Here is a 22,674-nt window from a genome sequence, read left to right on the forward strand (position 1 = left end):
TTGGAGCGTTCGCTGCGATGTGGCGTGATACGTTCCCGGCGCTCCACCGGGCGGTGACGCTCGTCGACGCCGCTGCCGACTCTCCCAAGGGTGAGCGCACGCGAGCGCTCGACCGGGCGATGGACGCCGCCCTCGACGGAACGCGGGAGCGGGCGGCCGACGCCGCCGACTCGCTCCGCGGGCCTGCGACGGCGCTGTACGCCTTCGGCGTCCTCCTGCCGCTCGCACTCGTCGGTGTACTGCCCGCCGCTGGTGCGGCCGGACTCGAAGCCACGATACCCGCCATAGTCGTGATTTACGACTTGCTGTTGCCACTCGGACTGTGCTGTGCCGGCGGCTGGCTGCTCGCCAACCGCCCGGTCGCCTTTCCGCCCGCCCGCGTCGGACCGGACCACCCGGACGTGCCGAACCGGCGCTGGCGACCGGTCGTCGCCGGCGGACTCGTCGCCGTCTGCTCTGCACTCGCTGTGTCGGTCGTTCTCCCGACGTGGAGCGTCCCGTTCGCCGGCGTCGGCCTCGGCGTCGGCGTTGCTCTCGTCGTCGCGTACCGTCCCGTCGTCGCCGTCCGCGAACGCGCCGACGAACTCGAGTCGGCGCTCCCGGATGCGATGTACTTCGTCGGCCGCCGAGTGGTCGATGCCGTCTCCGTCGAGCGAGCGGTCGCCGACGCCGCGGACGAACTCGACGGCGTCGCCAGTGAGACGTTCGCGGCCGCCGCTAGACGCCAACGCCAACTCCGTGTCGGCGTCGAAGCCGCGTTCAATGGCGAACACGGCGCGTTGAGGTCGGTTCCGAGCGAGCGCACGGCAGGTGCGGCCGAGTTGCTCGGAATCGCGGCACGGGAGGGACGGCCGGCCGGTCGGGCGCTGGTGGAAACTGCCGACCACCTCACCGACCTCCGACGCGTCGAAGCGTCGGCCCGTCGCGACCTCGCTCGGGTCACGTCGACGCTCGGCAACACGGCCGCGTTTTTCGGCCCGCTCGTCGGGGGGACGACCGTCGCCCTCGCCGACAGCGTCGGTACGGCACCGACGCTCGACGGTTCGGTCCCCGAAACCGCACCGCTTGCCATCGCCGTCGGTGTATACGTCCTCCTGCTCGCGGCCGTTCTCACGGCGCTGTCGACCGGTCTCGTCCGTGGCCTCGACCGGGCGACCATCGGCTATCGGGTCGGGGCCGCGCTGTGTGCGGCGACGGTGACGTACCTCGCGGCGTTCCGTGCCGCCGCGACCGTCACCGGAGGTTTATAACCGAAAACGCGGCCATCGCTCGTATGTTCGACATCCCCCTGGACGCGTGGTACGTCTGGGTCGGCCTCGCCATCGCCAGTGGTTCGGTGTTCGGCGTCGCCAGCGCGATGCCGGCTGCGGCTCCTCCCGAAGCGACCGAGGCGGCGGAGACGGTCGACAGCGTCGCAGCGAGTCGCTACGCTGCCGTCGGCGACCACCCGGTTCCGAACGCCGACGCCGCCCGCATCGGTGCCGAGTCGCTGTCGCTCCGCGGTGGGGGCGGGACGACGCACGCCCGGTTTCGGTACGGCCCCGTAACGCCGGCCCGAGGGTCCGAGCGCCTCGCCGATGTGTTGGAGGGAGCGCCTCCGGAATCGCGCTTCGACTCGCCGACGGCCTTCGAGCGAACCGCAAACGCGGCCCGAAGCGACGACCCGAAGTGGCGAGCCGTCGACCGAATCACTGCTCGACGAGTCTCCTGGGAGGGTGTCGATGTCGTTCTGGTCGGGTAGGGCACAGGTCGAACCACTGGCAGCGCTGGCCGCAGTGTTGGCCGTCTGCATCGGTTTGACACTGTACGCTGGCGCCGTCGAGGCGGCGTTGGTGTCGCTGTCGCCGGACCGGGCGGTCGCGCCGACAGCTGCCGACCGACTCGTCACGACGGCATCGTCGTTCGGCTCGATGGTGGTTCCGCTCGGCCCGAACGCGTCGAGCGCTCGACCGGCCGGCTACGAACTGAACGCGACCGTGGTCGCTGACGGGTCCACGTGGACTGTCGGACCGACCCCGCCGGATGCGAGCGAGTGTGCCCGGAGGCGGGTCAGCGTCCGCATCGACCCCGCGACCGTCCGTCCCGGTACGCTGGAGGTGTGCGTGTGGCCCGTGGCGTGAGCACCGTCCTCGACGTTTCGCTGTGTCTACTGCTCGTCGGTGTCGCCGTCACGACGCTGGTCGTCGGCGTTCCCGCGGACGACGAAGAGCCCGCTGTGCGCGCCGATTCGACCGCCCGGACCGTCGCGACGGCCACCGCGACGGTTCCGAGCGGCCTCGGCCATGCGACCCACGACACCCTCGCGGGCCATCTCGGGACCTCCGCCGTACTCGACAGCCGCATTGCGGGGGACCGACTGACGGACTCGGAGTATCCGGGTTCGGTTCGGGAAGCGGTCGCCTCCTCGACCGGCCGGCGAGTGTTCGTCACGGCACGGTGGGAACCGTACCCCGACGCCCCGCTTTCCGGCACCGTCTCGGTCGGCGACCGGCCGCCTCGTGACGCGTCCGTTGCCGTTACGAGGGTGACCACCGACAGCGGCGTTCGTCCACCGAGCGACGCCACGACGTTCGAAGACCTGCCCCGCGAACTCGCTTCGGCGTACATCTCGTGGCTGTTTCCGCCCGAGCGGACGCGAGCACTGCTCGTCGATGTCCGAACGGCACCCGTGGTCTCGAGTCGGTATCGTCGGGCCGGCGACGGCCTCGCTGTCGACGTTCGTCCGGCCGTAACCGATGCTCGCGTCCGGCGTGCGAACGATGTGCTTACAGAGGCTCTCGCGGCGCGGTTACGTCGGGACCTCCGGGAACGGTACGACTCACCCGCGGCCGCTCGCCGAAACGTCACGACTGGAACCGTCGAAATCGCAGTCAGGCGGTGGGAACCGTGAACGACAGAGCGCGAGTGCCGTTCGCACTCGTCGGCGTCCTGCTCGTCGTCTCCAGCGTCACGCTGACGGCGACGGTCGGACACGAGCGACCCGTCTCGACTCCGGCGGTCGACCGTGCGATGGAGGGCGTAACTGCTGAATCAGTGACCGAACTCCGGGGGGCTGCCGACGATGCGGCGACCGCCGCCGCGGCCCGGCCGGTAACCCGACCGGCGAACACGACGGCTGGTCGGGCGCTGAACGATAGCCAACCGTTCCGGGACGCGCTTCGATTGCGGTTGTACCTGCGTGCGGCGGCCCGCCTCGACCCCGTCTCGTTCCGCCGCGGCGATGTCGTCGCGACGGCATCGCTCCCGCCGGTGAACGCGACGACGGACGGCTACCGTGAGGCAATCGAGCGGGTTCGGCTCTCCTCGACGGGAACAGACGACACTGCGATTCGCGTCGAAATCGACGGCCTCACGCTCACGGCGACCCGAAACGGTGACCCGGTATCGACGGTGGAGCGGTCACCGTCGTTCGTCGTTGCCAACCCCGCGCTGTCGCTCCACGACCGGACCGAGCGCTTCGAGCGCCAGGCGAACGCCGCCGTCACTGAACCCGGACTCGGCCGGCGATTGACCGCACGGCTCTACCCCATCGCGTGGACTCGTGGGTACGCCCAGTACGGCGGCGCGCCGATTTCGTCGGTTCTCGGCACGCGACACGTGGAACTCGCGACCAACGACGCGTTGCTCGCCGAACAGCAGGCCGCCTTCGGCACGACGGACCCCGGTGGCGAGCGCGGCATCGCCGCGGCCGGCCGACGCGTCGCGACCACCGACCTGCTTTCCGCCGCCGGTGGCGAGAGCGCGTGGACGGACGCGGTGTTGGCGGGCGCCGACGAGTTCGGGCCGAACCCACCCGACGAGCGACCGGTCGGCACGTGGCGTGGGTCGCCACCCGCGGACCCGACGGTCGAAGTCGGGGTCAACGGTTCCGCGGACCACGCCTACGCCGATGTCGTCGGCATCGGCACGCCCGGAAACGTTTCGAGCCTCCTCGAGCGTGCCCACACGGTGGAGGCGAGAGTCACGACGGAAGTGGAGTCTCGGGGCGGTCGGCGCGAACCGACCCCGCCCGGCAGCGGCTGGCGGCCCGTCGCCACGTCGACGGACCACCGCGTCACGCTCGAAGAAATCGGCGGCCGTCCGCCCCACTCGACGGAGTGGTCGACGCGATACGGCACGGTGTTCGACGCCCGGGTAACGGCGATGACGACGCGAACGTGGCGACGGGACAACGAGACGACCACGACCGAAGCCGTCTCCGAGTGGTCGACCCGCGTCGGCGTCGCGGTTCAGGCTCGCACCGTGCCAATCGAGGGAGTCCCGACCGGCGACCTCGACGGCGTCTTGGAAGATGCGACCCGTCGGGCGAGTGCCGACGCACTGCAAGCAGCCGACGGCCTCCGCACCGCCGCCAGGGACGCCGCAATCGGAGCGTCGCCTTCGGTGAAGACGACGGCGACGGCACCCGCGACGGTAGAGCGGTCGGTACTCGTCGAGGCCCTCCGACCGCTTCGAGAGCGCACCCGAAACGTCACTGTCTCGATACCGGCACGGGCGGTCGGTGCAGGGCGAGCGAACCCGCCGTCGAAACTCCGGTCGGCACTCCGACAGCGCCGGGCGACCCTACGCGGTCCGAACGCGACGGACGCTCGGGGCCGAACGCGTCTCGCGGTCAGAGCCGCGTATCTCCAACGTCTCGATGCCCACCTCGATTCGCGCGCGGATACCCACGCCCGAACGAACGAGGGCATCACGGACGCCATCAGCCGCGGAATCGACCCCCGTAGACTCGACGGGGCGCTCGCGGCCCATCGGGCACGGAATCGGCCGGTCTCCGAGCGCCTCGTCGACCCGGCGGGAAACCTCTCGATATCGGTCGATGCGGCACCGTCGTATCTCCCCACGAGCGAGGTTTCTCGGGACCGTATCGACGTCCGTGGCGGCGGTTCGGTGTACCCGCTCAAGACCAGGAACGTCAACGTCTTCGCCTCGCCCCACGACACGGTCGCGGAATCCGTCGTCGACCGCATCCCGTTTCTCGGGACCGACCGCGTCGCCCTCTCGACGGCCGCGGGGACGCTCGCAGCGATGGGCAACGACACGGCGTCGGCTGAGCGGCGAGCACTCGACGCCGAAGTCGAGGCGGCGTCGGCGTACGTTCGCGGCGAACTCGCCGCGGCCATGGTCGCGGAAGGTATCCCCGAGGGTGAGGCGGAGTCGGCGCTTCGAACCGACACCTCGACGGCGACCGAGGCCCTGCTGTTGGCGAACGGGTCGGCAATCGACCGAGCGGTCGAGGCGGTCGACACCGAAGACCGCGACCGACTCCGCGTTCGACTGAACCGCCGGCTTGAGGTAGCCCTCCGCGACGAACGGGGCCGGCCGAGGCGAGCGCCCGCGAGCGAGGCAGGGGAGGCGGCTCGCAAGGCCTACCGGAAGGCACTCACCGATATCGTCGCGAACGGAACCCAAGGCGCAGCCGAACAGGCCCGAAAACGTGCCCTCGGCAAGCGCCTCGGCGCGCTCCCGGCGGGCCTCCCGATTGCCCCCGTTCCCGGCTACTGGTACGCCACTGGGAACGTCTGGACCGTCTCCGTCGGCGGAACCTACGAGCGATTTACGGTCCGGGCGAACCGCGGCGATTCGAGGGCACCGGTCACGTATCTCCGAGACGGCCGGACGGTGCGGCTTCGTCACGACGGCGAGTCTCGCCGTCTCGGAACCGCCGAACGGATATCGTTCCGAACCGAGACGGTCGTGGTGGTCGTCGTGCCGCCGGGGAAACGCGGCGTCGGGGATACCGACGGCGTGGTCGACGAACGGTCGCCGGGGTGGCCCCCGTGACGACCGAGACTTATCTGCCGGGCGGTCGAACGGCGATTATGAAGCCCTCCACGGCGATTCGAGCGGCAGCCGTCGCGTTGCAGCGACCGTCGGAGCTGTTGCCCGCGTACTTCCTCGCCCCGGCGATACCCGTGGTCGTTCGGGTGTTTCCCGTCGCCGGACTCGCGGTGACGTACCTGTATCTCTCGACGACGGGCCGACTCGCGGACCTCCGTACCGCGCTGTCGAACACCGACCTCGGCCCACCGCCACAGAACGGCGACCCGGCCGCACTCGAGGCGTGGATGGCCGACGTTCAGTCGATTCTCGAAATCGCGATGACACCGACGACGCTCGCCGTCCTCGGCGTTTCGCTGCTCCTCGCGGTGGTCGTCGCGGTCGCGCTCGGCGTCGTTGCCACCGCAGCACAGCTATCGGCCAGTTACGCCCGACTCCGAGACGAGCGCGGGACGGTCGCGGCGATTCGTGGCGGCAAGCGACACTGGCTGTCGGTGCTCGCCGTCCGGCTCTTCGAGGCGGTTCTCTGGGCTGTAATCATCGGTTCCGCAGCGGGCGCCGTCGCGGCAGGGGTTTCGGCGTCGCCACTGCTCGGCGGACTGCTCGCGTTGGTTGTCGTTCCGGTGTCGCTGTTGGCACTCGTCGCCGTCCGGGCCGTCTTCGCTTTCGCGCCGGTCGCGGTGGTCGTCGACGACGCCGGCCCCCTCGATGCGGTTCGCGGCGGATTGGGGTTCGTCCGCTCGAACCCGGTCGCGGCGCTGGTGTACTACGGCGTCGCGGTCGCCTCGCTGTTCGTCCTCGGTTCGCTCGCCGGGATACTCGCCGTCCTCGGCGGTGCGCCGCTGGTCGGCGTCGTCGGGTTCACCGCCGTCTCGCCGTTTCTGGACGTGACGAAGACCGCGCTGTACGGCGACGCTCGTGGGTCGGTAGCGCCGCCTGCACCCCCCGAGACGCCGCTCACTCCCCGGCTGAAATCGGGGCTCCGTCGCGGGTGGTCGGAGACGGTCGGCTTCGTTCGCTCGGCGCCGCTGTTGCACGCCGCTTCCCTCGGATTCGCGCTCGTCGGTGGCGCCGTCGGATGGACGCTTGCGGCGCCGCTCGCGGAGACGGTTCCGTCCTCCATCGCGGCGCGACTGGAGGGGCACAACCCGATTTCGGCGGCCGTCGAGTTCGGCGCGAACAACTGGACCGTCGCGGTGAGCACCGGCTTTGCGGGGCTTGCCCTGGCGGTTCCGACCGCGGTGTCGCTGTGGTTCAACGGAGTGGTTCTCGGCGCGATTGCGCGCACCGAGACGACGCCGTTGGAGCTGCTGGCGTTCGTGGCCCCACATGGAGTCATCGAGATTCCCGCGCTCGTCATCGCAGGGGCCCTCGGGCTGCATCTCGGCATCGTCGGCTGGCGCACTCGGTTCGTCCCCCAGTCGCCGCTAGCCGACGAACTCGAACGGGCGTTCTGGGTCTGCGTCGGCGTGGGCATCCTGCTCGCGGTCGCCGGCCTCATCGAGGGGTTCGTCAGCCCCTACTACTACCGCCCCTTCCTGTAGGGAATCCCGAACGCTACTTGAGAGAGGAGGCCGAAGTCGGGCCATGTTCCACGAGGTCGTCGACGCCCCCGGCGAGTACACGCCGGAGGAGCTGTACGAACTGTACGTCGCGGAGTTGGTTGCGGTCATCGAATCACACGGCGTCGAGGAAGTCGCCGAACGTGCTGGTGTCGAGACGGAGACGCTCAGGGCACTCTCGGACGGCGAGGACCCGGAGTTGACGCTCGAAGAGGGAGCGTCGATTCTCGCGGCGCTTTCGGAGACGCCGGACGCCGAAACCATCGCGACGCTGTCGCGTGACGCGCTGTTGATGGGGATGACGACGGCAGTTCTCGACGTCGAAGCGGTCGAATCCGGCGTCGGCGGGCAACTGGAGGCACGCGAGATTCAGTCGAAAGTCGAGGGACGGTTTCCGATAACGCTCCGGGAGTTCGCGCTGCTCCATCAGTACATCGAGTCGAAGAAATGAGGGTCGCGATTCTCGGCTGTGGATACGTCGGGCTCGAACTCGCCCGACAGCTCGTCGACGACCACGCCGTCGTCGGCGTTCGGCGCTCCGAAGAGGGCATCGAAGCGGTCGAAGCGACCGGCGCCGAAGCCGTCCGAGCCGACGTGACCGACGCCGACGCCCTCGAAGCGGTGCCGGACGTTGACGCTCTCGTCTTCGCGGCGTCGTCGGGTGGCCGAGGCGCCGACGCCGCCCGCGAGGTGTACGTCGACGGTCTCAGGACGGCCATCGAGACGTTCGGCGACCGCGAGAACAGCCCCGACCGCCTCGTTTACACCTCCAGTACGGGCGTTTACGGCGACCACGACGGCGAGTGGGTCGACGAATCGACGCCGCTGGAGCCGACCACCGAGAAGACGGCCGTCCTCGCCGAGGCCGAACGCACCGCCCGCGAACTCGCCCCCGAGTACGGCATCGACGGCGCGGTCGCTCGGTTCGCCGGACTGTACGGTCCGGACCGTTACCGGCTCGAACGGTATCTCGACGGCCCCGTCACGGAGGGGTATCTGAACATGATACACCGCGACGACGCCGCGGGAATCGTCCGGTTCATGCTGGAGTCGACCGACGAGAAACTGCTCGTCGCCGTCGACGACGAACCCGTCGACAAGTGGGTCTTCGCCGACTGGCTGGCCGACGAGTGCGGCGTCGAGCGCCCAGCCAAGCGGACGAAAGCCGAACGACTGGACGACGATTCGCTGTCGGAACCGGCCCGACGCCGCATCCTGACGAGCAAGCGCTGCTCGAACGACCGGGTGCGGGAACTCGGCTACGAGTTCCGGTATCCGACCTACCGTGAGGGGTATCGGGACGCAATCGAGGCCTACTGCGAGCGACACGGGTAAGGAGAGCCTTCGGGACGTATCGGGGGGTGGCCCATCGGTGACCGTCCCGGCCGAAGCTACTTACCCCGAGACGAGGTACACGGGGGTATGGAGCGTCAGGCCGTCGGGGAGGCGGCGGCGGTTAGCCAGCGGGCACTCGACGCCCTCGTCCAGCGGCCAGAACTGGTCCTCCTCATCGTGTTTCTCGTCGCCGCTGCGTTCCTCGGTGGTCGGGTTCTCAGACGCTATTTCGGACGGACTGCGGGCGACCGACTCGCGGCCGCCCTCGCCGAGCGTGACCGCGTGGCCGTGTTGATGCATCCGAACCCCGACCCCGACGCGATGGCGTCGGCGATGGGCGTCGCCGCCATCGCCGAGACCGTCGGGACGTCGGCGGTCATCCAACACCCCGGGCGGATACGCCACTCGGAGAACCGCGCCTTCGAGACGGTGCTGGAGTGTGAGTTCGACCGCATCGATCGGATGGCTGAACTGGAAACCGAAGCCGTCGTGTTGGTCGACCACAACGAACCGCGCGGCTTCGAGGGCGCCGAGTACGTCCACCCCTACGCCGTCGTCGACCACCACCCCGGAAACGGCGAAGGTCTGGCGTTTACCGATATCAGGCCGAACCGCGGGGCGTGTGCGAGCATCGTCGCCGAGTACCTCCAGGACCGCGGGTGGTCCGTCCACCACGACGACGACGGCAGGACGGTGACGCCGAGGCTCGCGACCGGACTCCTCTACGGCATCCAGTCCGACACGACGGCGTTCACCAGGGGGTGTACCTCCGCGGAGTTCGACGCCGCAGCCTACCTGTTCCCGGCGGCCGACGCCGACTCCCTCGACCGCATCGCCAATCCACAGGTCGACGGCGAGACGCTCGAAGTGAAAGCGCGGGCAATCAACCACCGCCGAATCGACGGCTCGTTTCTGGTCAGTCGCGTCGGCGAACTGTCGAACCTCGACGCGCTGGCGACCGCGGCCGAGGAGCTCGTCCGTCTCGAAGGCGTCTCCGCGGCCGTCGTCCTCGGCGAACACGAAGGGACGCTCCACTTCTCGGGGCGGTCACGAGACGACCGCGTCCACATGGGGAAAGCCCTACAGAAGGCACTGGAGCCGCTTTCGGAGGCCAGTGCCGGCGGCCACGCCCGGATGGGCGGCGGGCAGGCGTCGCTCCCGGCGGCGACCGACGGCGGGACTCCCGAGGACATCGAATCGCGGCTGTTCGACGCGATGAGCGGGACGATTTGACGGCTTCGAACCGCCGTCAGCGCTCGCCGCTGGAGCGTTTATCGCGGAGCCTATCGAGCCCGAACGTCGCCGCAAAGAGGACTGCCCCGAGGTACAAAAGCGACTGGGGGTCGGCGACGCGGGCGACGAGGGTGTTCCCGATGCCGATTGCGGTCCCGAGATAGCCGATTATCGAGGCGGTCCACCCGAGACCGGTGATTCCGGCCAGTTGGTCGAGGCCGTCCCTGTCCGACGCTACCATCGGTCCGAGAGGTGTTCGAGGTTCGGTTGTGCGGTAAGAAGCTTCATTCGTGTAGTAAGCAACGCTTACCCGGTGTGGGTCATGAAGCTATTTTCCGCATGGTTATGGGGTCCTTTCAAAGTGGTTGTCGATGGCTGTCGGCGGCCGTCGCTGCCCTCGATATCCCGATGTCGCGAGCGGGTGGCCTCCGACACGGTGCTTTTGTCCCCCTCTCTCCTAACGGGGGTATGGCGACGAAATCGGCGACGTGGGCGTATCGCGACCGCTTCCACGAGTCGTTCGCACGAACGTACTTCCGGCGGTTCGCGGACTGTCTCGTCTCGTCGGTCGGCGTCGGGACGTATCTCGGTGATTCGACCGACGCCGCCGACGAGCGGTATCACGACGCCATCGTCGAATCGCTCGAAAGCGGCGTCAACGTCGTCGACACGGCTATCAACTACCGGGACCAGCGCTCCGAACGCGTCGTCGGCGAGGCAATCCGCGACGCCGACGTCGACCGCGAGGCGGTCATGGTGTCGACGAAAGGCGGGTTCGTCCCCTTCGACGGCGAGCGCCCCAACGACGCCTCGGCGTACATCGAATCGGAGTTCCTCGACACCGGCGTCCTCGACCGCGAGGACCTCGTTATGGGCAACTCCCTCGCGCCCGACTTCCTCGAGTGGAGTCTCGACCGCTCGCTTTCGAACCTCGGTCTCGAGACGATAGACCTCTATTACCTCCACAACCCCGAGGCCCAACTGGCACAGTTCGACCGCGAGACGGTGTATCAGAACCTCGAAGACGCGTTCACCCGACTCGAACAGCGGGCGGCGGCGGGCGACATCCGCCACTACGGCGTCGCGACGTGGGAGGCGTTTCGGGTCCGGCCTGACCACGAAAAGCACCTCTCGCTGCCGGAGGTGGTCTCTCGTGCCCGAACCGCTTCCGACCGCGCCGGCACCGGTGGGACGCACTTCCGGGCGATTCAACTCCCGTTCAACGTCCACATGGCAGACGCGTTCTCGCTGTCGGCCCACGAGGGTGCCGACGGCGCCCAGAGCGCGCTGTGGTTCGCCAACGACGCCGGCATCGACGTGTTCACCTCGGCGTCGATTCTGCAGGGTGACCTCGCGGTCGAGGGCGAAATCCCCGACGCCGTCGACGCGAAACTCTCGGGGGAGACGCCGGCCCAGCGGGCCCTCAACTTCGCCCGCAGCGCCCCCGGCGTCACCTCGGCGCTGGTCGGGACCGGCTCGTCCGACCACGCCGCCGAAAACGTCGCCGCGGGGACGTTCGCGCCGATGGGTGCCGACGCCTTCGACTCGATTTTCCGATAGCGCCGACGTACACAAGACCTATTCCGGAGGCGTCGTCGATTCCGTTCGATGCGCCGCCGAACTCTGCTTGCGACCGCCTCCGCCCTCCTCGCCGGCCCGCTGGCCGGCTGTGCCCACCCGACCGCCGTCCTCGTGATGGACGAGGTCGACGACGAAGCCCTCGCCGAGCGGGCGAGTCGCGACGTGTCCAACGACCCCGATGGCAGCCGAATCGTCTCCGACGCCGTCGACAGCGGCAACGCGACCGCCTCCGGTCGGTCGCCGCCGCTGGAAACCGACCGACCAGTCGCCCACGACGGCGCGTACTACACCCTCTCGTTCACGGAGTCCTACCGTGGCGAAATCACCCAGTACGACATCGCTATCGACTACAACCCCGGGACCGACACGCCCGGCGGGTCGGCCATCGACTACGATGACCTTCCCGAAGTCGACCGCGAGGCGCTGGATTCGCTGTTACCGCCGCCGGAGGACCCCCCGACCAGCGACGGCTACGACATCGGCGTCGGCCAAGAGTACGATGAGGAGGCCGCCGAGGCGTCGGTGCTCGTCCCCGAACAGGAGTACGACGCCGTCGTCTACGAGGGGACGCGGTATCCGATTCGCGTCGACGACGGGCGGGAGATAACCGTCTACGATTACCGCTACGAGGCCGAGCAGGTGGCCGCCGACGCCGCCGAGTTCGCCGAACAGGTCCGTTCTGAGTACCGCTTTACCCTCTCCGGACTCTCGGAGGCCGAACGCGACATCGTCGCCGAGGCTATCGAGGACGGGTACTACGAGGGGTCGGCCAACGACGCCTTCCGCTCCGTGGCCGAGCGGTTCCGCGCCCACGAGGCCGTCCGCCCCGAGACTGGCGGCGGCTACTGGCTCGCCCGCTACGAGGGCACCGACTACTGGTCGGACCTCCGATACCCGTCGACGAGCGGGTGAGTCGGCTTCGATTCGTTCAAACCGCGCCGTCTCGAATCGCCGCCGTGTCCCGCCGCGAACTGTTCGGCTCGCTGTGTGCGTCGGTGTTCCTCGTCAACCTCGCACGAGTCGTCTTCGCCCCGCTGGTTCAGCCGGCGGCCGCCGACTTCGGCGTGACAGCGGCCTCGCTGGGCGTCGTCACCAGCGCCGCCTGGCTGGGGAGTGCGGCCCCGCGGCTCCCGACCGGCTACCTCCTGACGAGAGTGCCGCGGCACCGCGTCGTCGCCGCGACGGGGACGCTTCTGGTCGTCACGTCGCTATTTACCTCGCTATCGGAGTCGGTGACACACCTGGCAGTCGGCGCGTTCCTGATGGGACTCTCCAGCGGCATCTACTTCATCGCGGCCAACCCGTTGGTCAGCGAACTGTACCCCGAAACGGTCGGGCGGGCGCTCGGCGTCCACGGCATGGCGAGCCAGTTGGCAGCCGTCACCGCGCCGCTTGCAGTGAGTTTCGTCCTGTTGGTCGGCGACTGGCGGACGACGTTCCGCGGCATCGCCGTCGTCGCCGCACTCGCGACCGCCTTCTTCCTGTGGGCGGCCCGCCGAACCGACCTCCCCGAGGCGGGCGCCGAGGACAGGAGCATCCTCGCGGCCGCCCGCGCACAGTGGCCCATCGTCCTCACCGGCATCGCCTTCCTCGGGGCCGCGGGGTTCCTCTGGAACGGCCTGTTCAACCTATACGGCGACTATCTGGAGGTCGCCAAGGGAATCGACCCCGCGACGGGGCGGACGCTTCTGAGTCTGATGTTCGCCGCGGGCGTCCCCGCCTTCCTCGTGACCGGCCGGCTCGCGGACCGACTGCCGAACGTCCCGCTTTTGTTGGGCATCGTCGGCGGCTTCGTCGTCTGCGTCGTTGCGCTGACGTTCGCCGAGGGCCTTCTCGCCGTCGGCGCGGTCAGCGTCGTCCTCGGCTACGTCGTCCACTCGCTGTTCCCGGCGGCGGATACGTACCTGCTGGCGTCGCTGCCGGACCACCACCGTGCCAGCGCCTACGCGCTGTACTCGGCGTCGATGATGGTGGTGCAGGCGATGGGGTCCGGCACCATCGGCGTCGTCGTCGCAAGCGGCGTCAGCTACACGGTCGCGTTCAGGGCGATTGCCGGCGTCGTCGGCGCGGTCGTCGTCGTGCTGTTCGGACTGTATCTCGCCGGGCGACTGCCGGCCGGCGGCGTCCCCGGCGAAACCGTCGAGGGGACGACTCGGTAGCCGCTCACACACGATGCCGGAACGCCGGCCTTTTTCGATGCGTAGCCCCTCCATCCAATCAATGGAGTACGTACAGGAGCGCGTGACGACGCTCCACGACTTCGGCGACGCCGCCCCTGAGGCGCCGACGGACGACGCCGCCGTCGTCGTTCCCATGACCGAACGGGAACACGCCGGCCTCGCCGCCGAGCGCGTCCTCTCGGCGTTGGAGACGGTCGCCCCCCGAGCGGGTGGTCGTCCCGTTGCGGGCCTCCGCCGACTGCGTCGAATCGGTCGCCTCCTGGCTCGAGGGCTTCGACCTCCCGCTGGAGTTGCTGTGGTGTGACGGCCCCGAACTCGGCGCGTTACTCGCTTCGAACGGCCTCAACGGCACCCGCGGGAAGGGCCGAGACGTGTGGCTCGCCTTGGGCGTCGCCGCCGACAGCGACTACGTCGTCGTCCACGACGCCGACGCGAAGAACTACGACGCCTTCCACGTCCCGAAACTGTTGTTTCCGCTGGCCCACGGCCACGAGTTCTCGAAGGGGTACTACGCCCGCGTGGAGAACGACCGGCTGTACGGGCGGCTGTTCCGACTGTTCTACCGACCGCTCGTCGAGGCGCTGGACGCCGGCACCGACGCCACAGTCGTCGAGTACCTCGATTCGTTCCGGTACGCCCTCGCCGGTGAGTTCGCGACGACCGGCACGCTCGCCCGTCAGATGCGCGTCCAGCGCGGCTGGGGACTCGAAGTCGGCACGCTCGGCGAGGCGTTCAGACTGGTCGGGGCCGCGGGCAGCGCACAGGTCGATTTGGGCGTCCACGAACACGACCACCGGGCGGTGTCGGGTCCGAGCGGGCTGTCGGACATGTCCGAGCAGGTCGCTTCTGCGCTTCTGCGCGCCGTCGAGGACAACGGCGGCACGCACGACTACGAGACGCTCCCGGCGCGCTACCGACAGGCTGCCGAGCGACTCGTCGACGCCTACGCGCTCGATTCGGCGTTCAACGACCTCGAATACGACCGCTCCGGCGAGCGCGAACAGGTCGAGACCTACGCCGATGCAATCGCGCCGCCATCCGAGGATACGCGATTGCCGGCGTGGCAGGAGGCGGCGATTACGCCCGCCGAGGTCGCCGACGCCGCTGCGGCGGACCTCGAAGGAGCCGTCGAGTCCGTCGACGCCGTGCCGGAACGTTGAGGTACCGCGGCGAGTACGTTTCCACCGATGTTCACGCCCGACGAGTTGGCCGGCATCGTCGACCTCTTCGGCGCGCTCACCCGCGCGGAGTTGGCCGAGGCGCTCTCGGAGTTGGCCTACCGACAGGGTGAGTCCGTCCCCGACGGCACCATCGACGACGCCCTCGACGCGTTCGCGCTCGTCGTCGTCGAGCGCGACGATGCCGAGGACCTGCTCGCGCCCGGCCCGTCGGCGTTTCCGACGCTTCCGGACGGCGCCGAGGACCTCCCGCACATCCTCGACGTTGACACGCGACACGTCGACCGCGAGGCGGTCGGTCGCGCCGCCGAGAAGCGTCTGCGCGTCGACGCCGCCCGCGCAGTCGCAAACGACGAACCGGCCCGCGCAGCCGAGTTACTCGACGTGAGTTACGACCTCGAAGCGTGGGGGTGGCGTCGAACTGGACGACATCCGCGACCGCCTCGATGCCGCCCACGATGAGACGAACTAAGAGCGTCGGGGGCGTACGGCGAGTATGAACTGGGAGCGGCTCATCGCGTACGCCCCGGACGAAATCACCGGTGCGGAGCGTGAGGCCGCCGTTCTCGCGCCCATCGTCTCCCGCTCGGACGGCGAGTACCTCCTGTTTACGAAGCGTGCCGACCACCTCGGGGAACACCCCGGCCAGATGAGCTTTCCCGGCGGGGGTCGGGAACCCGAAGACGAAGACCTCGAAGCGACGGCGAAACGCGAGGGCAACGAGGAAATCGGTCTCCGGCCCGAGGAGGTCGAGGTCATCGGCCGCCTCGACGATATCCCGACGGTCACCGACTACGCGGTCCGACCCTTCGTCGCGAAGATCCCCGACCGCGAGTACACCCCCGATGAGAGCGAAGTGGCCGAAATCGCGGTCCTCGCCGTCGACGAACTCATCGACCTCGACAACTACGAATCGGAGTCGCGGGACCACCCCCACTACGGCGAGATTCGGGTCCACTACTTCCGGGTCGACGGCTTCACCGTCTGGGGGGGCGACAGGTCGGATGCTCGCACAGTTCCTCGAACTCGCCACTGACTGGGAGATACCCGAGGAACCCGACCGCGTGGTCGACCCCGACGCCGAGTTCCCCGTCTGAACCGGGAGAACCGTTTTCACACCACACGCCCATTCGAGGGGTATGACCGACCCACTCGACTACGCGGCCCTCGACCGCGGCCGGGACTGCAACTACTGGACCTACGACCGCGCCCTCCAGCGGACGATCCGACGGCGGAGCGCGGACCCACCCGAAGACATCCTCTCGTCGTTCGGTGAGACGATGGGAACGACGGTGACGAACAACGCCGACGTAGTCGAGGACAACCCACCCGAACTCGACACCTACGACCGGAACGGCGAGCGAGCCAACGAGGTGACTTACCACCCCAAACACCTCGAAAACGAGCGGTTGGTGTACGAAAACGGCGTCATCGCAAACCGCTTTTCGGCGCCGGCCGGCCGCGAGGAACCGCTCTCGGCCGTCGAACACTTCGCGCAGTTCTGTCTGATGGACCAGACCTCGAGTGTCGGATTGAGTTGTCCGGCGGCGATGACCGGCGGCGCCGCCGTCGTCTTGGAGAAGTTCGACGACGGAACGCTCGATGCGTACTACGACGCGCTGACCGCTCGCGAATACGACGGCCTCCGGACCGGCGCGATGTTCCTCACTGAGAAACAGGGCGGGTCCGACGTGGGTGCAAACGAGGTGCGGGCCGAACCGACCGACGACGAGGGAATCTACGAACTGCATGGCGAGAAGTGGTTCTGTTCGAACATCGACTCCGGGGCGGCGTTGGTGTTGGCTCGTCGTCCCGATGCGCCCGAGGGCACGGAGGGGCTGTCGCTGTTCCTCTTCGACCCCGATGACAACGACCGCGAGACGTACCTGTTCCGGCGACTGAAGGACAAACTCGGCACGAAGAGCGTCCCGACCGGCGAAGTCGTCTTCGAGGGTGCGACGGCGACACTCGTCGGCGAGCCCGAACGGGGATTCAAGTACATGTCCGAGATGCTGAACGCCGAACGGCTGTACAACGCCATCGGGAGCGTCGGTGCGGTCGCCCGGTCGCTGCTGGAGGCGAAAGTCCATGCCGCCAACCGGGAGGCCTTCGGCGAGGCGCTCGAGGACCAGCCGCTGATGCGCCGGGACCTCGTCGATATGACGGTCGCCCACGAGGCTGGACTGGCGGTGACTTTCGAGGCGGCCGAACAGTACGGCGCCCGCCAACGCGACGGCGAGGGCGCCGAGCGCGCCAACCGGCTCATGCGGATGCTCGTTCCCGTGGTCAAGTACCGAACCGCGCGGATGGCCGTCGACACCGCCTCCTATGCGATGGAGATACGCGGCGGCGACGGCTACGTCGAGGAGTTCGTCAATCCCCGACTCCTGCGGAACGCACAGGTGCTCCCCATCTGGGAGGGGCCATCCAACATCATGGCGCTGGACGTACTGCGCTCGATGCTCTCGGAGAGCTCCCACGAGGCGCTGCTGTCGGAACTCGAAGAACGACTGGACGCACTCGAGACTCCGGCGCTCGCCGACGCCGCCGAGACGGTCGAAGCAGAACTGGCGGGGCTTTCGGATGCCTTCGACGCCGTGGCGACGACCGACCCCGAGGCCGCACAACTGGAAGCGAAGGAACTGGCGGATTACGTCTTCGACGTGACTGCTGGTGTGATACTGCTCGAACGCGCCGCGTGGCGGCTGGCGGAAGCCGACGACGCCCGCGAGTTACTCGTCGCGAAGTGGTTCGTCCGGACGCGGCTGGAGGCCCCCGATGCGCGCGGCATCACCGACGATAACCGACTGCCGCTGGAGGCGTTCGAGGCTATCGCCCGCTTCGGTCGGGCCGAACCGGAACAGTTCGCCGCGGCGCCGGCCGACGACTAATCGGACCGCCGTGGCCGGTTTCAGTCGGCCCGGCCCGTCGAGTCGGCATCACAGAACTTCTCGAGGTCGATACCCCCACCGCCGTCGTCGAACTCCGCGACGGAGTCGTACGGGCGGTCGACGACGATGTTGCCGGCGCGCTGTTTACCGACGCCCGGCAACATCCGCAGTTCGTCCATCGAGGCGCTGTTGACGTCGAGTGGGTAGGGGACGCCCGACACCGACCGGAAGCCGTGGTCGGTGACCGCCACGTCGACGGTGCGGCCGAGTTCCCGTTCGCCCGGAATCCCAACCAACAGCGCGTAGGTCCCGAGTTGCCGGCCGAAGGTCTTGCCGTCCTGGTGGTACTCGAGGTAGACGTTCGGCAGGACGGTCCCCGGCGGGGCGACCCGCTGGAGCATCGGATTGTCGATTTCCTCACGAACCTCTCGTTTGTACTGCTTGAACAGTTTCTTGTGGTCGTGGGCGATGTCGGCGCCGGTTTCGGCCATCTCGGTGCCCTCGAAGGCCATCACCTGCCGGATGTTGATGCGCCGGAGCATCAGTCCCTCGTCGTAGACGTCCTGTAAGAACTGTTTGTTGTGTTCGAACGTCTCCCGGCGTTCGCCCATCAGGCCGTGGACGAGGTTGATGCCGGGCAGCAGTTTCGGTAAGCGGTCGGCGTTGGGGTCGACGGAGGGGCCGCTTCCCGGTTCCTCGCCGGGGCGCCAGCCGCCCTCCTCGTTGACGACCCGAACCGCCTCCAGACACTCCTCGGCGGTGACAAGGAGGTTGTTCTCCTCCTGTACGAGGGGGTCGGCCGATTCGAGGCCGAAGGCGGCCGTGTCGCCGGGCGTGTTGTGTTCGGCGATGATGCGGATTCCCTCTCGGGATTTCTCGGGGTACTCCGTGATAGTCACGGGGTTCATGTTGTCGAGATGCAGCGTCCCGAGGTCCGGCACTGCCTCGCGAATGCCGCCGTACAACTCCCGCAGCGCCTCGGGATTGGGTGCCTCGCCGTCGCCACCGTAGGCGAGGATGTCGGCCTGTCGGCCGAGTCGGAAGTGGCGTGCCCCGTGGGTCGCAAGCGAATCGACCTCGGAGACGACCGAACCGGGCGTCCGGAAGTCGGGGTCGCCGTACATCGGTTCGGTACAGAACGAACACCGGTAGGGACAGCCCCGGGAGGTCTCCATCTCACAGATGAGGTAGTCGGGGTGGTCGGGGTGCTGTTCGATGATGAAGGCACCCTTCGCGGCCCAGCGGTCCAACTCGGCGTTGTCGCGGTAGCGGTCCTCGAACCCCTCCAGGCCGCCGTGGACGAGGTCGTACACTGCCGCCTCGATGTCGGCGCCGGCGAGGAAGTCGTAATCGAGGTTCTGCCGTTCGGTCTCGGTCGCTCCCTCGTTGGCCTCGCCGACGCCGAACCGCACCGGCCCGCCCATCACGCTCGTCCCGTCGGCGGTCCACGCCAACTCCTTCACCTCGTCGGGTTCGGCGGGCGTGCCGCCGACGTACTTCCCGGGGACGGTCATGCCGCCGACGTAGACGAAGAGGTCCGCTTCGGCCACGTCGCGCCACTTCGAACGCTCCTCGCGGAGTTCGTCGATGGTGTGATACGTCACCTGCTCCGGCGGCACGCCGGCGTCGACGGCGGCGCCCGCCGCGAAGCGCGGATACGTCGAGATGTAGGGCGGCACGCCGAAGTGCGCCGGCTCGTCGACGTAGCCGTCCACGATGGTCACGTCCAGCGTCGCCGGCTCTTTCATACCCCGAACGTGGCGGTCGAGCGGTAAAACGGATGCGGATGGCGTCGACTCAGACGAAGATACAGCCCTCGCGCTCGCCGTAACCGCCGTCCGGGTCGAAGTCCCGCCGGACCGCGCGGGCGGTCGCGACCGCGGCGACGATGCTGTCGAGGGCGTCACCGCCGGTCTCGTCGACGGCACGCGCTCGTATCCCGTCGGCCAATTCGAGTGGCGTCGACTCGACGAGCGCGTTCAATATCGTCTCACGTCGCTGGCGAGCGTCGGCCGCACCGTCTTTGTACGTCTCGTCGACGGTTCCGAGACGGCGAAGCGTCCCAGCCGGGTAGATTTCCACGAGGTTTCGCTCGCCGACGGGCTGCATCGGCGGAACGGCGACGCGGCCGTCGGCCACGAGCGGCGCCACGACCTCGCGGATGCCGTACAACGTCTGGTAGTAGGTGATGAAACTGTACGGGGAGTTCGCGCCGACGGCGTCGTCGGTCCGTCGTTTCAACTCTACGCCGTCGGCGTCGCTGACTCTCGCTTTGCGCTTCAGTTCTTCGCGCATCTCGTCGGCGCTGGCTGCGGCGAACGTCGCTTCGAACCATTCGAGGGTTTCGCGCCACGTCTCACAGTCGGGGAGCAACGCGTCGGGCAAGCCGAACGAGAAATCCAGTCCTGTCGTCCCCGGTGCCGTTTCGAGAGCCGTTCGGAGCCGGCTCAACACGGCTGTTCGGTCCGTCACACCGAATGTCTCCTCGGCCGACCGACACCGTCGAACCGTCAACCGGTCACCGTCCCACGCCCCTTCGGCAATCCAGATGTCGTCGCCGGGTTCGGCCGCCCCGCTGAAGTCGACGCCGCGAATCTCCATGCGTCGGTTAGGTGCCGACGGCTCAAAACGCCGGGGCATTGATTAGCGTCTCGCCCCTACACCGGTGTATGCCCAAGACGCTCGAAGTCGTCTGTACGCGCAACGACTGCGATTTGGATATGTTCGAACTTCATTACCAGTACTCGATGCCGGACGGGACCGGTGTCGAGGCGTTTTCCTGTCCGTACTGCGGCGAAAGCGGCGGCCTGGAGGAAATTCACGTATGATTCGGGAGGTGGGGGAGTCGCTCGGCCGGGCCGTCCTCGACGGCATCGGCCGGGCGTCGAGCCGCGTTCAGGAGCGAAAACCGCTGGCTGCGGACGTACTGGAGAGCGACGACGCCGTGCTCGTCGTCTTCGACGCCCCCAGCGCGACCGCCGACGATGTCGACGTGAGCTTCGAGAACAACACCATCACGGTTCGTCTCGACCGGTTCCGGGAGTTCCACGACGGCTACGAGATGCGCTTTCCGGGCCGGGGGCTCGGCTTGAAAGGGTCGGCCGAACTGCCCGAGGATGCGTCCGTGGAGGCTGCCGACGCCGAGGCGACGGTGACCCAGAAGGGAACCCTCGAGGTGCGAATTCCGAAAGCAGCCGACGATTCCGAACCGGACGCCGACGAGACCGACTCGGAGGACATCGACGCGACCGCCGGCGCCTAATCTTCGAGCGTCATCCCCTCGACGATTTCGAAGGACTCGTCGCCCTCGAACCGCGTCGGGTCGAACGCGTCGATTCCTTCCTCCCCCAGCACCTCGTTTGCGAGCGCCTCGCCGATAGCCGGTGCGCGCATGAAGCCGTGACCTTGGAAGCCCGAAGCGACGTAGAGGCCGGGCGCACGCTCACCCACCAGCGGGTCGCCGTCGGGCGTGGCAGTACAGAGGCCCGCCCACGACCGTGATTCCGTAACTGACTCGCCGACGGCGGTGTCGAGATACTCATCACAGTTCTCGCGGAACCAGCCGTCGGCCGATTCTTCCCAGTCGGTCGGGTCGTATTCCTCCGGAATCGTCCCGTCACCGACGAACAGTCGGCCGTCGCGGGGGCGGAGGTAGTAGCCGCCGGTGGCGTCGTACAGCATCGGGACGCCGTCGGCAAGCGGGGTCTGCTCGGTCAGGAGCGCCTGCACGCGATAGGCTTTTACCGGGATGGGGTGGCCGGCCTCGCCGAGCAGTCGGGCGGTGTGAGCGCCCGCCGCGACGACGACGGCGTCGTAGTCCTCGCCGTCGACCCGACCCGTGCCGTCGAGTTCGACCGGCGTTTCCGTCCGGAGGTCGGCGCCCTCCCCGACGGCGAGTTCGGCCGTCTCGCGGGTGTACGCTGCGGGGTCGGCGTAGCCGGCGTTGCGGGCGATGGCGGCCCTCGCTACGTCGTCGGTTTCCAGCGTCGGCCACCGCGATTCGAGGTCGTCGGCGTCGAGGAACGACACGTCCCGGCCCTGCTGTCGCATTCGGGGGACGTGTTCGGCCATCGCCTCGGCGCTGCGGTCGTCGCCGGACCGCGCCAGCCAGACGTAGGGGTGGTCGGTGAGCGCGCCGCGTTCTCGAAACCGGTCGAGGGCGCGCTCTGCGATTTCGGCGTCGACGGCGTCGGCGAAGGCGTCATAACAGATGCCGGCCGCTCGGCCGCTGGATTCGGCGGCCACGTCGCCGGCCTCGAAAACCGTTACGTCGGCGTCCCGGCGGGCTAACTCCAATGCTACCGTCGCCCCGACGACGCCACAGCCGACGACAGCGACGCTCGGCAGCGCTTCGGCGGGCGGTTGGCCTCCGGCGGCCATCAGCGGAACGCCGCGAGGCCGCGAGCCGGGGGCGACGACGCGGTCGACGCCCACGGCTTCGAGGTCCGCGACCCGTTCGGCGACGGCGTCGGTGTCGCCGACGAGCGCGAAGTCACTCGCGGCGTCCAGTAGGATTTCTCGGGCCCGTCCCTCGGCGTCGGGCGTCGGTGGCGGCGCCGTCGGGCAGTGCTCTCCGGACGGGGCCGCGGCGGGCGACGTAGCCGCCGACCGAATCGAGGATTTCGTCGTCGTCGTCACTCAATACGGTTGGAGCGTACAGCGCGATGTCGCCGTCGAAGCCGGCGGCGCGCAGCGCCCGCAGTTCGCGGTCGGTGCCGCGGGAGAGCAACTCGAACTGCGTGCCGCCGGCGGCGAGGGCGACGCGCTCGATGCCTTCGGTTCCGACCCACGCCTCGGGGGGGGTCCTCGCGGGCGGCGTTCAGCCGTGGGCGATAGCGCGGCTGGATTCCTCGTCGGTCAGGTACGCGCCGTTGCCGGCGACGAGAACGCGGGTGGCCGCTTCCGGCATCCCCCGCGAGGAGGCCATCGTCGC

General features: G+C 68.6%; 19 protein-coding genes and 4 pseudogenes. 18 read left to right on the top strand and 5 right to left on the bottom strand.

Annotated features, from left to right (window positions below; genetic code table 11):
* The 9 genes from GJ631_RS16100 to GJ631_RS16140 all read left to right on the top strand — a co-directional run.
* Window positions 1-1,250, top strand: a 1,250-nt coding sequence (locus tag GJ631_RS16100) for a type II secretion system F family protein (protein ID WP_231754008.1), incomplete at its 5' end; no start/stop codon positions are given.
* A 23-nt stretch (window positions 1,251-1,273) separates the two neighbouring features.
* Entirely contained in the window at window positions 1,274-1,741 is a 468-nt protein-coding gene (locus tag GJ631_RS16105) for a hypothetical protein (RefSeq protein ID WP_156710136.1), read from the top strand.
* A complete protein-coding gene (locus GJ631_RS16110) occupies window positions 1,722-2,120 on the top strand; it encodes a hypothetical protein (protein WP_156710137.1) in 399 nt (132 codons plus the stop codon). Before GJ631_RS16105 ends, GJ631_RS16110 begins: the two co-directional genes overlap by 20 nt.
* Complete coding sequence (locus tag GJ631_RS16115; RefSeq protein WP_156710138.1) at window positions 2,105-2,890, top strand: hypothetical protein; 786 nt, start codon at window positions 2,105-2,107, stop codon at window positions 2,888-2,890. The genes GJ631_RS16110 and GJ631_RS16115 overlap by 16 nt, the downstream gene beginning before the upstream one ends.
* On the top strand, window positions 2,887-5,784 hold the full coding sequence (locus GJ631_RS16120; RefSeq protein ID WP_156710139.1) for a hypothetical protein: 2,898 nt from the start codon (window positions 2,887-2,889) through the stop codon (window positions 5,782-5,784). Before GJ631_RS16115 ends, GJ631_RS16120 begins: the two co-directional genes overlap by 4 nt.
* Window positions 5,785-5,822: 38 nt before the next feature.
* Window positions 5,823-7,325: a stage II sporulation protein M gene (locus GJ631_RS16125; RefSeq protein ID WP_156710140.1), complete on the top strand. Its 1,503-nt coding sequence runs from the start codon at window positions 5,823-5,825 to the stop codon at window positions 7,323-7,325.
* Window positions 7,326-7,368: 43 nt separating this feature from the next.
* The gene (locus GJ631_RS16130; protein WP_156710141.1) at window positions 7,369-7,794 is read left to right on the top strand and encodes a DUF5791 family protein; all 426 of its coding nucleotides are present in this window, start codon (window positions 7,369-7,371) and stop codon (window positions 7,792-7,794) included.
* Window positions 7,791-8,678 (top strand): SDR family oxidoreductase, encoded by an 888-nt coding sequence (locus tag GJ631_RS16135; RefSeq protein WP_156710142.1) that lies wholly within the window; start codon window positions 7,791-7,793, stop codon window positions 8,676-8,678. The genes GJ631_RS16130 and GJ631_RS16135 overlap by 4 nt, the downstream gene beginning before the upstream one ends.
* An 87-nt stretch (window positions 8,679-8,765) precedes the next feature.
* Window positions 8,766-9,911: a bifunctional oligoribonuclease/PAP phosphatase NrnA gene (locus tag GJ631_RS16140; RefSeq protein ID WP_156710143.1), complete on the top strand. Its 1,146-nt coding sequence runs from the start codon at window positions 8,766-8,768 to the stop codon at window positions 9,909-9,911.
* 16 nt (window positions 9,912-9,927) lie between these two features.
* Here the strand turns inward: GJ631_RS16140 and GJ631_RS16145 are convergent, their stop codons facing one another.
* Window positions 9,928-10,152, bottom strand: a complete 225-nt coding sequence (locus tag GJ631_RS16145) for a hypothetical protein (RefSeq protein WP_156710144.1) — start codon at window positions 10,150-10,152, stop codon at window positions 9,928-9,930.
* A gap of 227 nt (window positions 10,153-10,379) precedes the next feature.
* Here GJ631_RS16145 and GJ631_RS16150 point away from each other — a divergent pair, with 227 nt between their 5' ends.
* The 7 genes and pseudogenes from GJ631_RS16150 to GJ631_RS16180 all read left to right on the top strand — a co-directional run bounded on the left by GJ631_RS16150 (window position 10,380) and on the right by GJ631_RS16180 (window position 17,741).
* On the top strand, window positions 10,380-11,471 hold the full coding sequence (locus tag GJ631_RS16150) for an aldo/keto reductase (protein WP_156710145.1): 1,092 nt from the start codon (window positions 10,380-10,382) through the stop codon (window positions 11,469-11,471).
* Between the two features lie 48 nt (window positions 11,472-11,519).
* On the top strand, window positions 11,520-12,404 hold the full coding sequence (locus GJ631_RS16155) for a hypothetical protein (protein WP_156710146.1): 885 nt from the start codon (window positions 11,520-11,522) through the stop codon (window positions 12,402-12,404).
* 44 nt (window positions 12,405-12,448) lie between these two features.
* Window positions 12,449-13,651 carry an MFS transporter gene (locus tag GJ631_RS16160; RefSeq protein ID WP_370518709.1) on the top strand — a complete coding sequence of 401 codons (1,203 nt, stop codon included), beginning with the start codon at window positions 12,449-12,451 and terminating at the stop codon, window positions 13,649-13,651.
* Window positions 13,652-13,712: 61 nt separating this feature from the next.
* Window positions 13,713-14,832 (top strand): annotated as a pseudogene (locus tag GJ631_RS16165) (glycosyl transferase family 2).
* Between the two features lie 27 nt (window positions 14,833-14,859).
* Window positions 14,860-15,322, top strand: a pseudogene (locus tag GJ631_RS16170) (hypothetical protein).
* Window positions 15,323-15,346: 24 nt separating this feature from the next.
* Window positions 15,347-15,947: pseudogene (locus tag GJ631_RS16175) on the top strand (NUDIX hydrolase).
* 42 nt (window positions 15,948-15,989) lie between these two features.
* The gene (locus tag GJ631_RS16180) at window positions 15,990-17,741 is read left to right on the top strand and encodes an acyl-CoA dehydrogenase family protein (protein WP_156710148.1); all 1,752 of its coding nucleotides are present in this window, start codon (window positions 15,990-15,992) and stop codon (window positions 17,739-17,741) included.
* A 20-nt stretch (window positions 17,742-17,761) separates the two neighbouring features.
* On the opposite strand, the gene GJ631_RS16185 is transcribed toward GJ631_RS16180, so the two are convergent.
* Both GJ631_RS16185 and GJ631_RS16190 read right to left on the bottom strand, forming a co-directional pair.
* Window positions 17,762-19,489: a radical SAM protein gene (locus GJ631_RS16185; RefSeq protein ID WP_156710149.1), complete on the bottom strand. Its 1,728-nt coding sequence runs from the start codon at window positions 19,487-19,489 to the stop codon at window positions 17,762-17,764.
* A 49-nt stretch (window positions 19,490-19,538) separates the two neighbouring features.
* Window positions 19,539-20,342, bottom strand: a complete 804-nt coding sequence (locus tag GJ631_RS16190) for a DUF429 domain-containing protein (protein WP_156710150.1) — start codon at window positions 20,340-20,342, stop codon at window positions 19,539-19,541.
* 68 nt (window positions 20,343-20,410) lie between these two features.
* On the opposite strand from GJ631_RS16190, the gene GJ631_RS18755 reads away from it, so the two are divergent.
* Together GJ631_RS18755 and GJ631_RS16195 are read left to right on the top strand one after the other, a co-directional pair.
* The gene (locus tag GJ631_RS18755; RefSeq protein WP_197425138.1) at window positions 20,411-20,569 is read left to right on the top strand and encodes a hypothetical protein; all 159 of its coding nucleotides are present in this window, start codon (window positions 20,411-20,413) and stop codon (window positions 20,567-20,569) included.
* Entirely contained in the window at window positions 20,566-21,003 is a 438-nt protein-coding gene (locus GJ631_RS16195; protein WP_156710151.1) for an Hsp20/alpha crystallin family protein, read from the top strand. Before GJ631_RS18755 ends, GJ631_RS16195 begins: the two co-directional genes overlap by 4 nt.
* Here GJ631_RS16195 and GJ631_RS16200 read toward each other — a convergent pair.
* Both GJ631_RS16200 and GJ631_RS19105 read right to left on the bottom strand, forming a co-directional pair.
* Entirely contained in the window at window positions 21,000-22,121 is a 1,122-nt protein-coding gene (locus GJ631_RS16200; protein ID WP_156710153.1) for an FAD-binding oxidoreductase, read from the bottom strand. The genes GJ631_RS16195 and GJ631_RS16200 overlap by 4 nt on opposite strands.
* A pseudogene (locus GJ631_RS19105) lies at window positions 22,121-22,674 on the bottom strand (luciferase); the annotation flags it as partial. The pseudogene GJ631_RS19105 and the gene GJ631_RS16200, both read right to left, overlap by 1 nt.

The sequence above is a fragment of the Natronomonas sp. CBA1123 genome, from assembly GCF_009741925.1.
In the GTDB taxonomy this organism is placed as follows: domain Archaea; phylum Halobacteriota; class Halobacteria; order Halobacteriales; family Haloarculaceae; genus Natronomonas.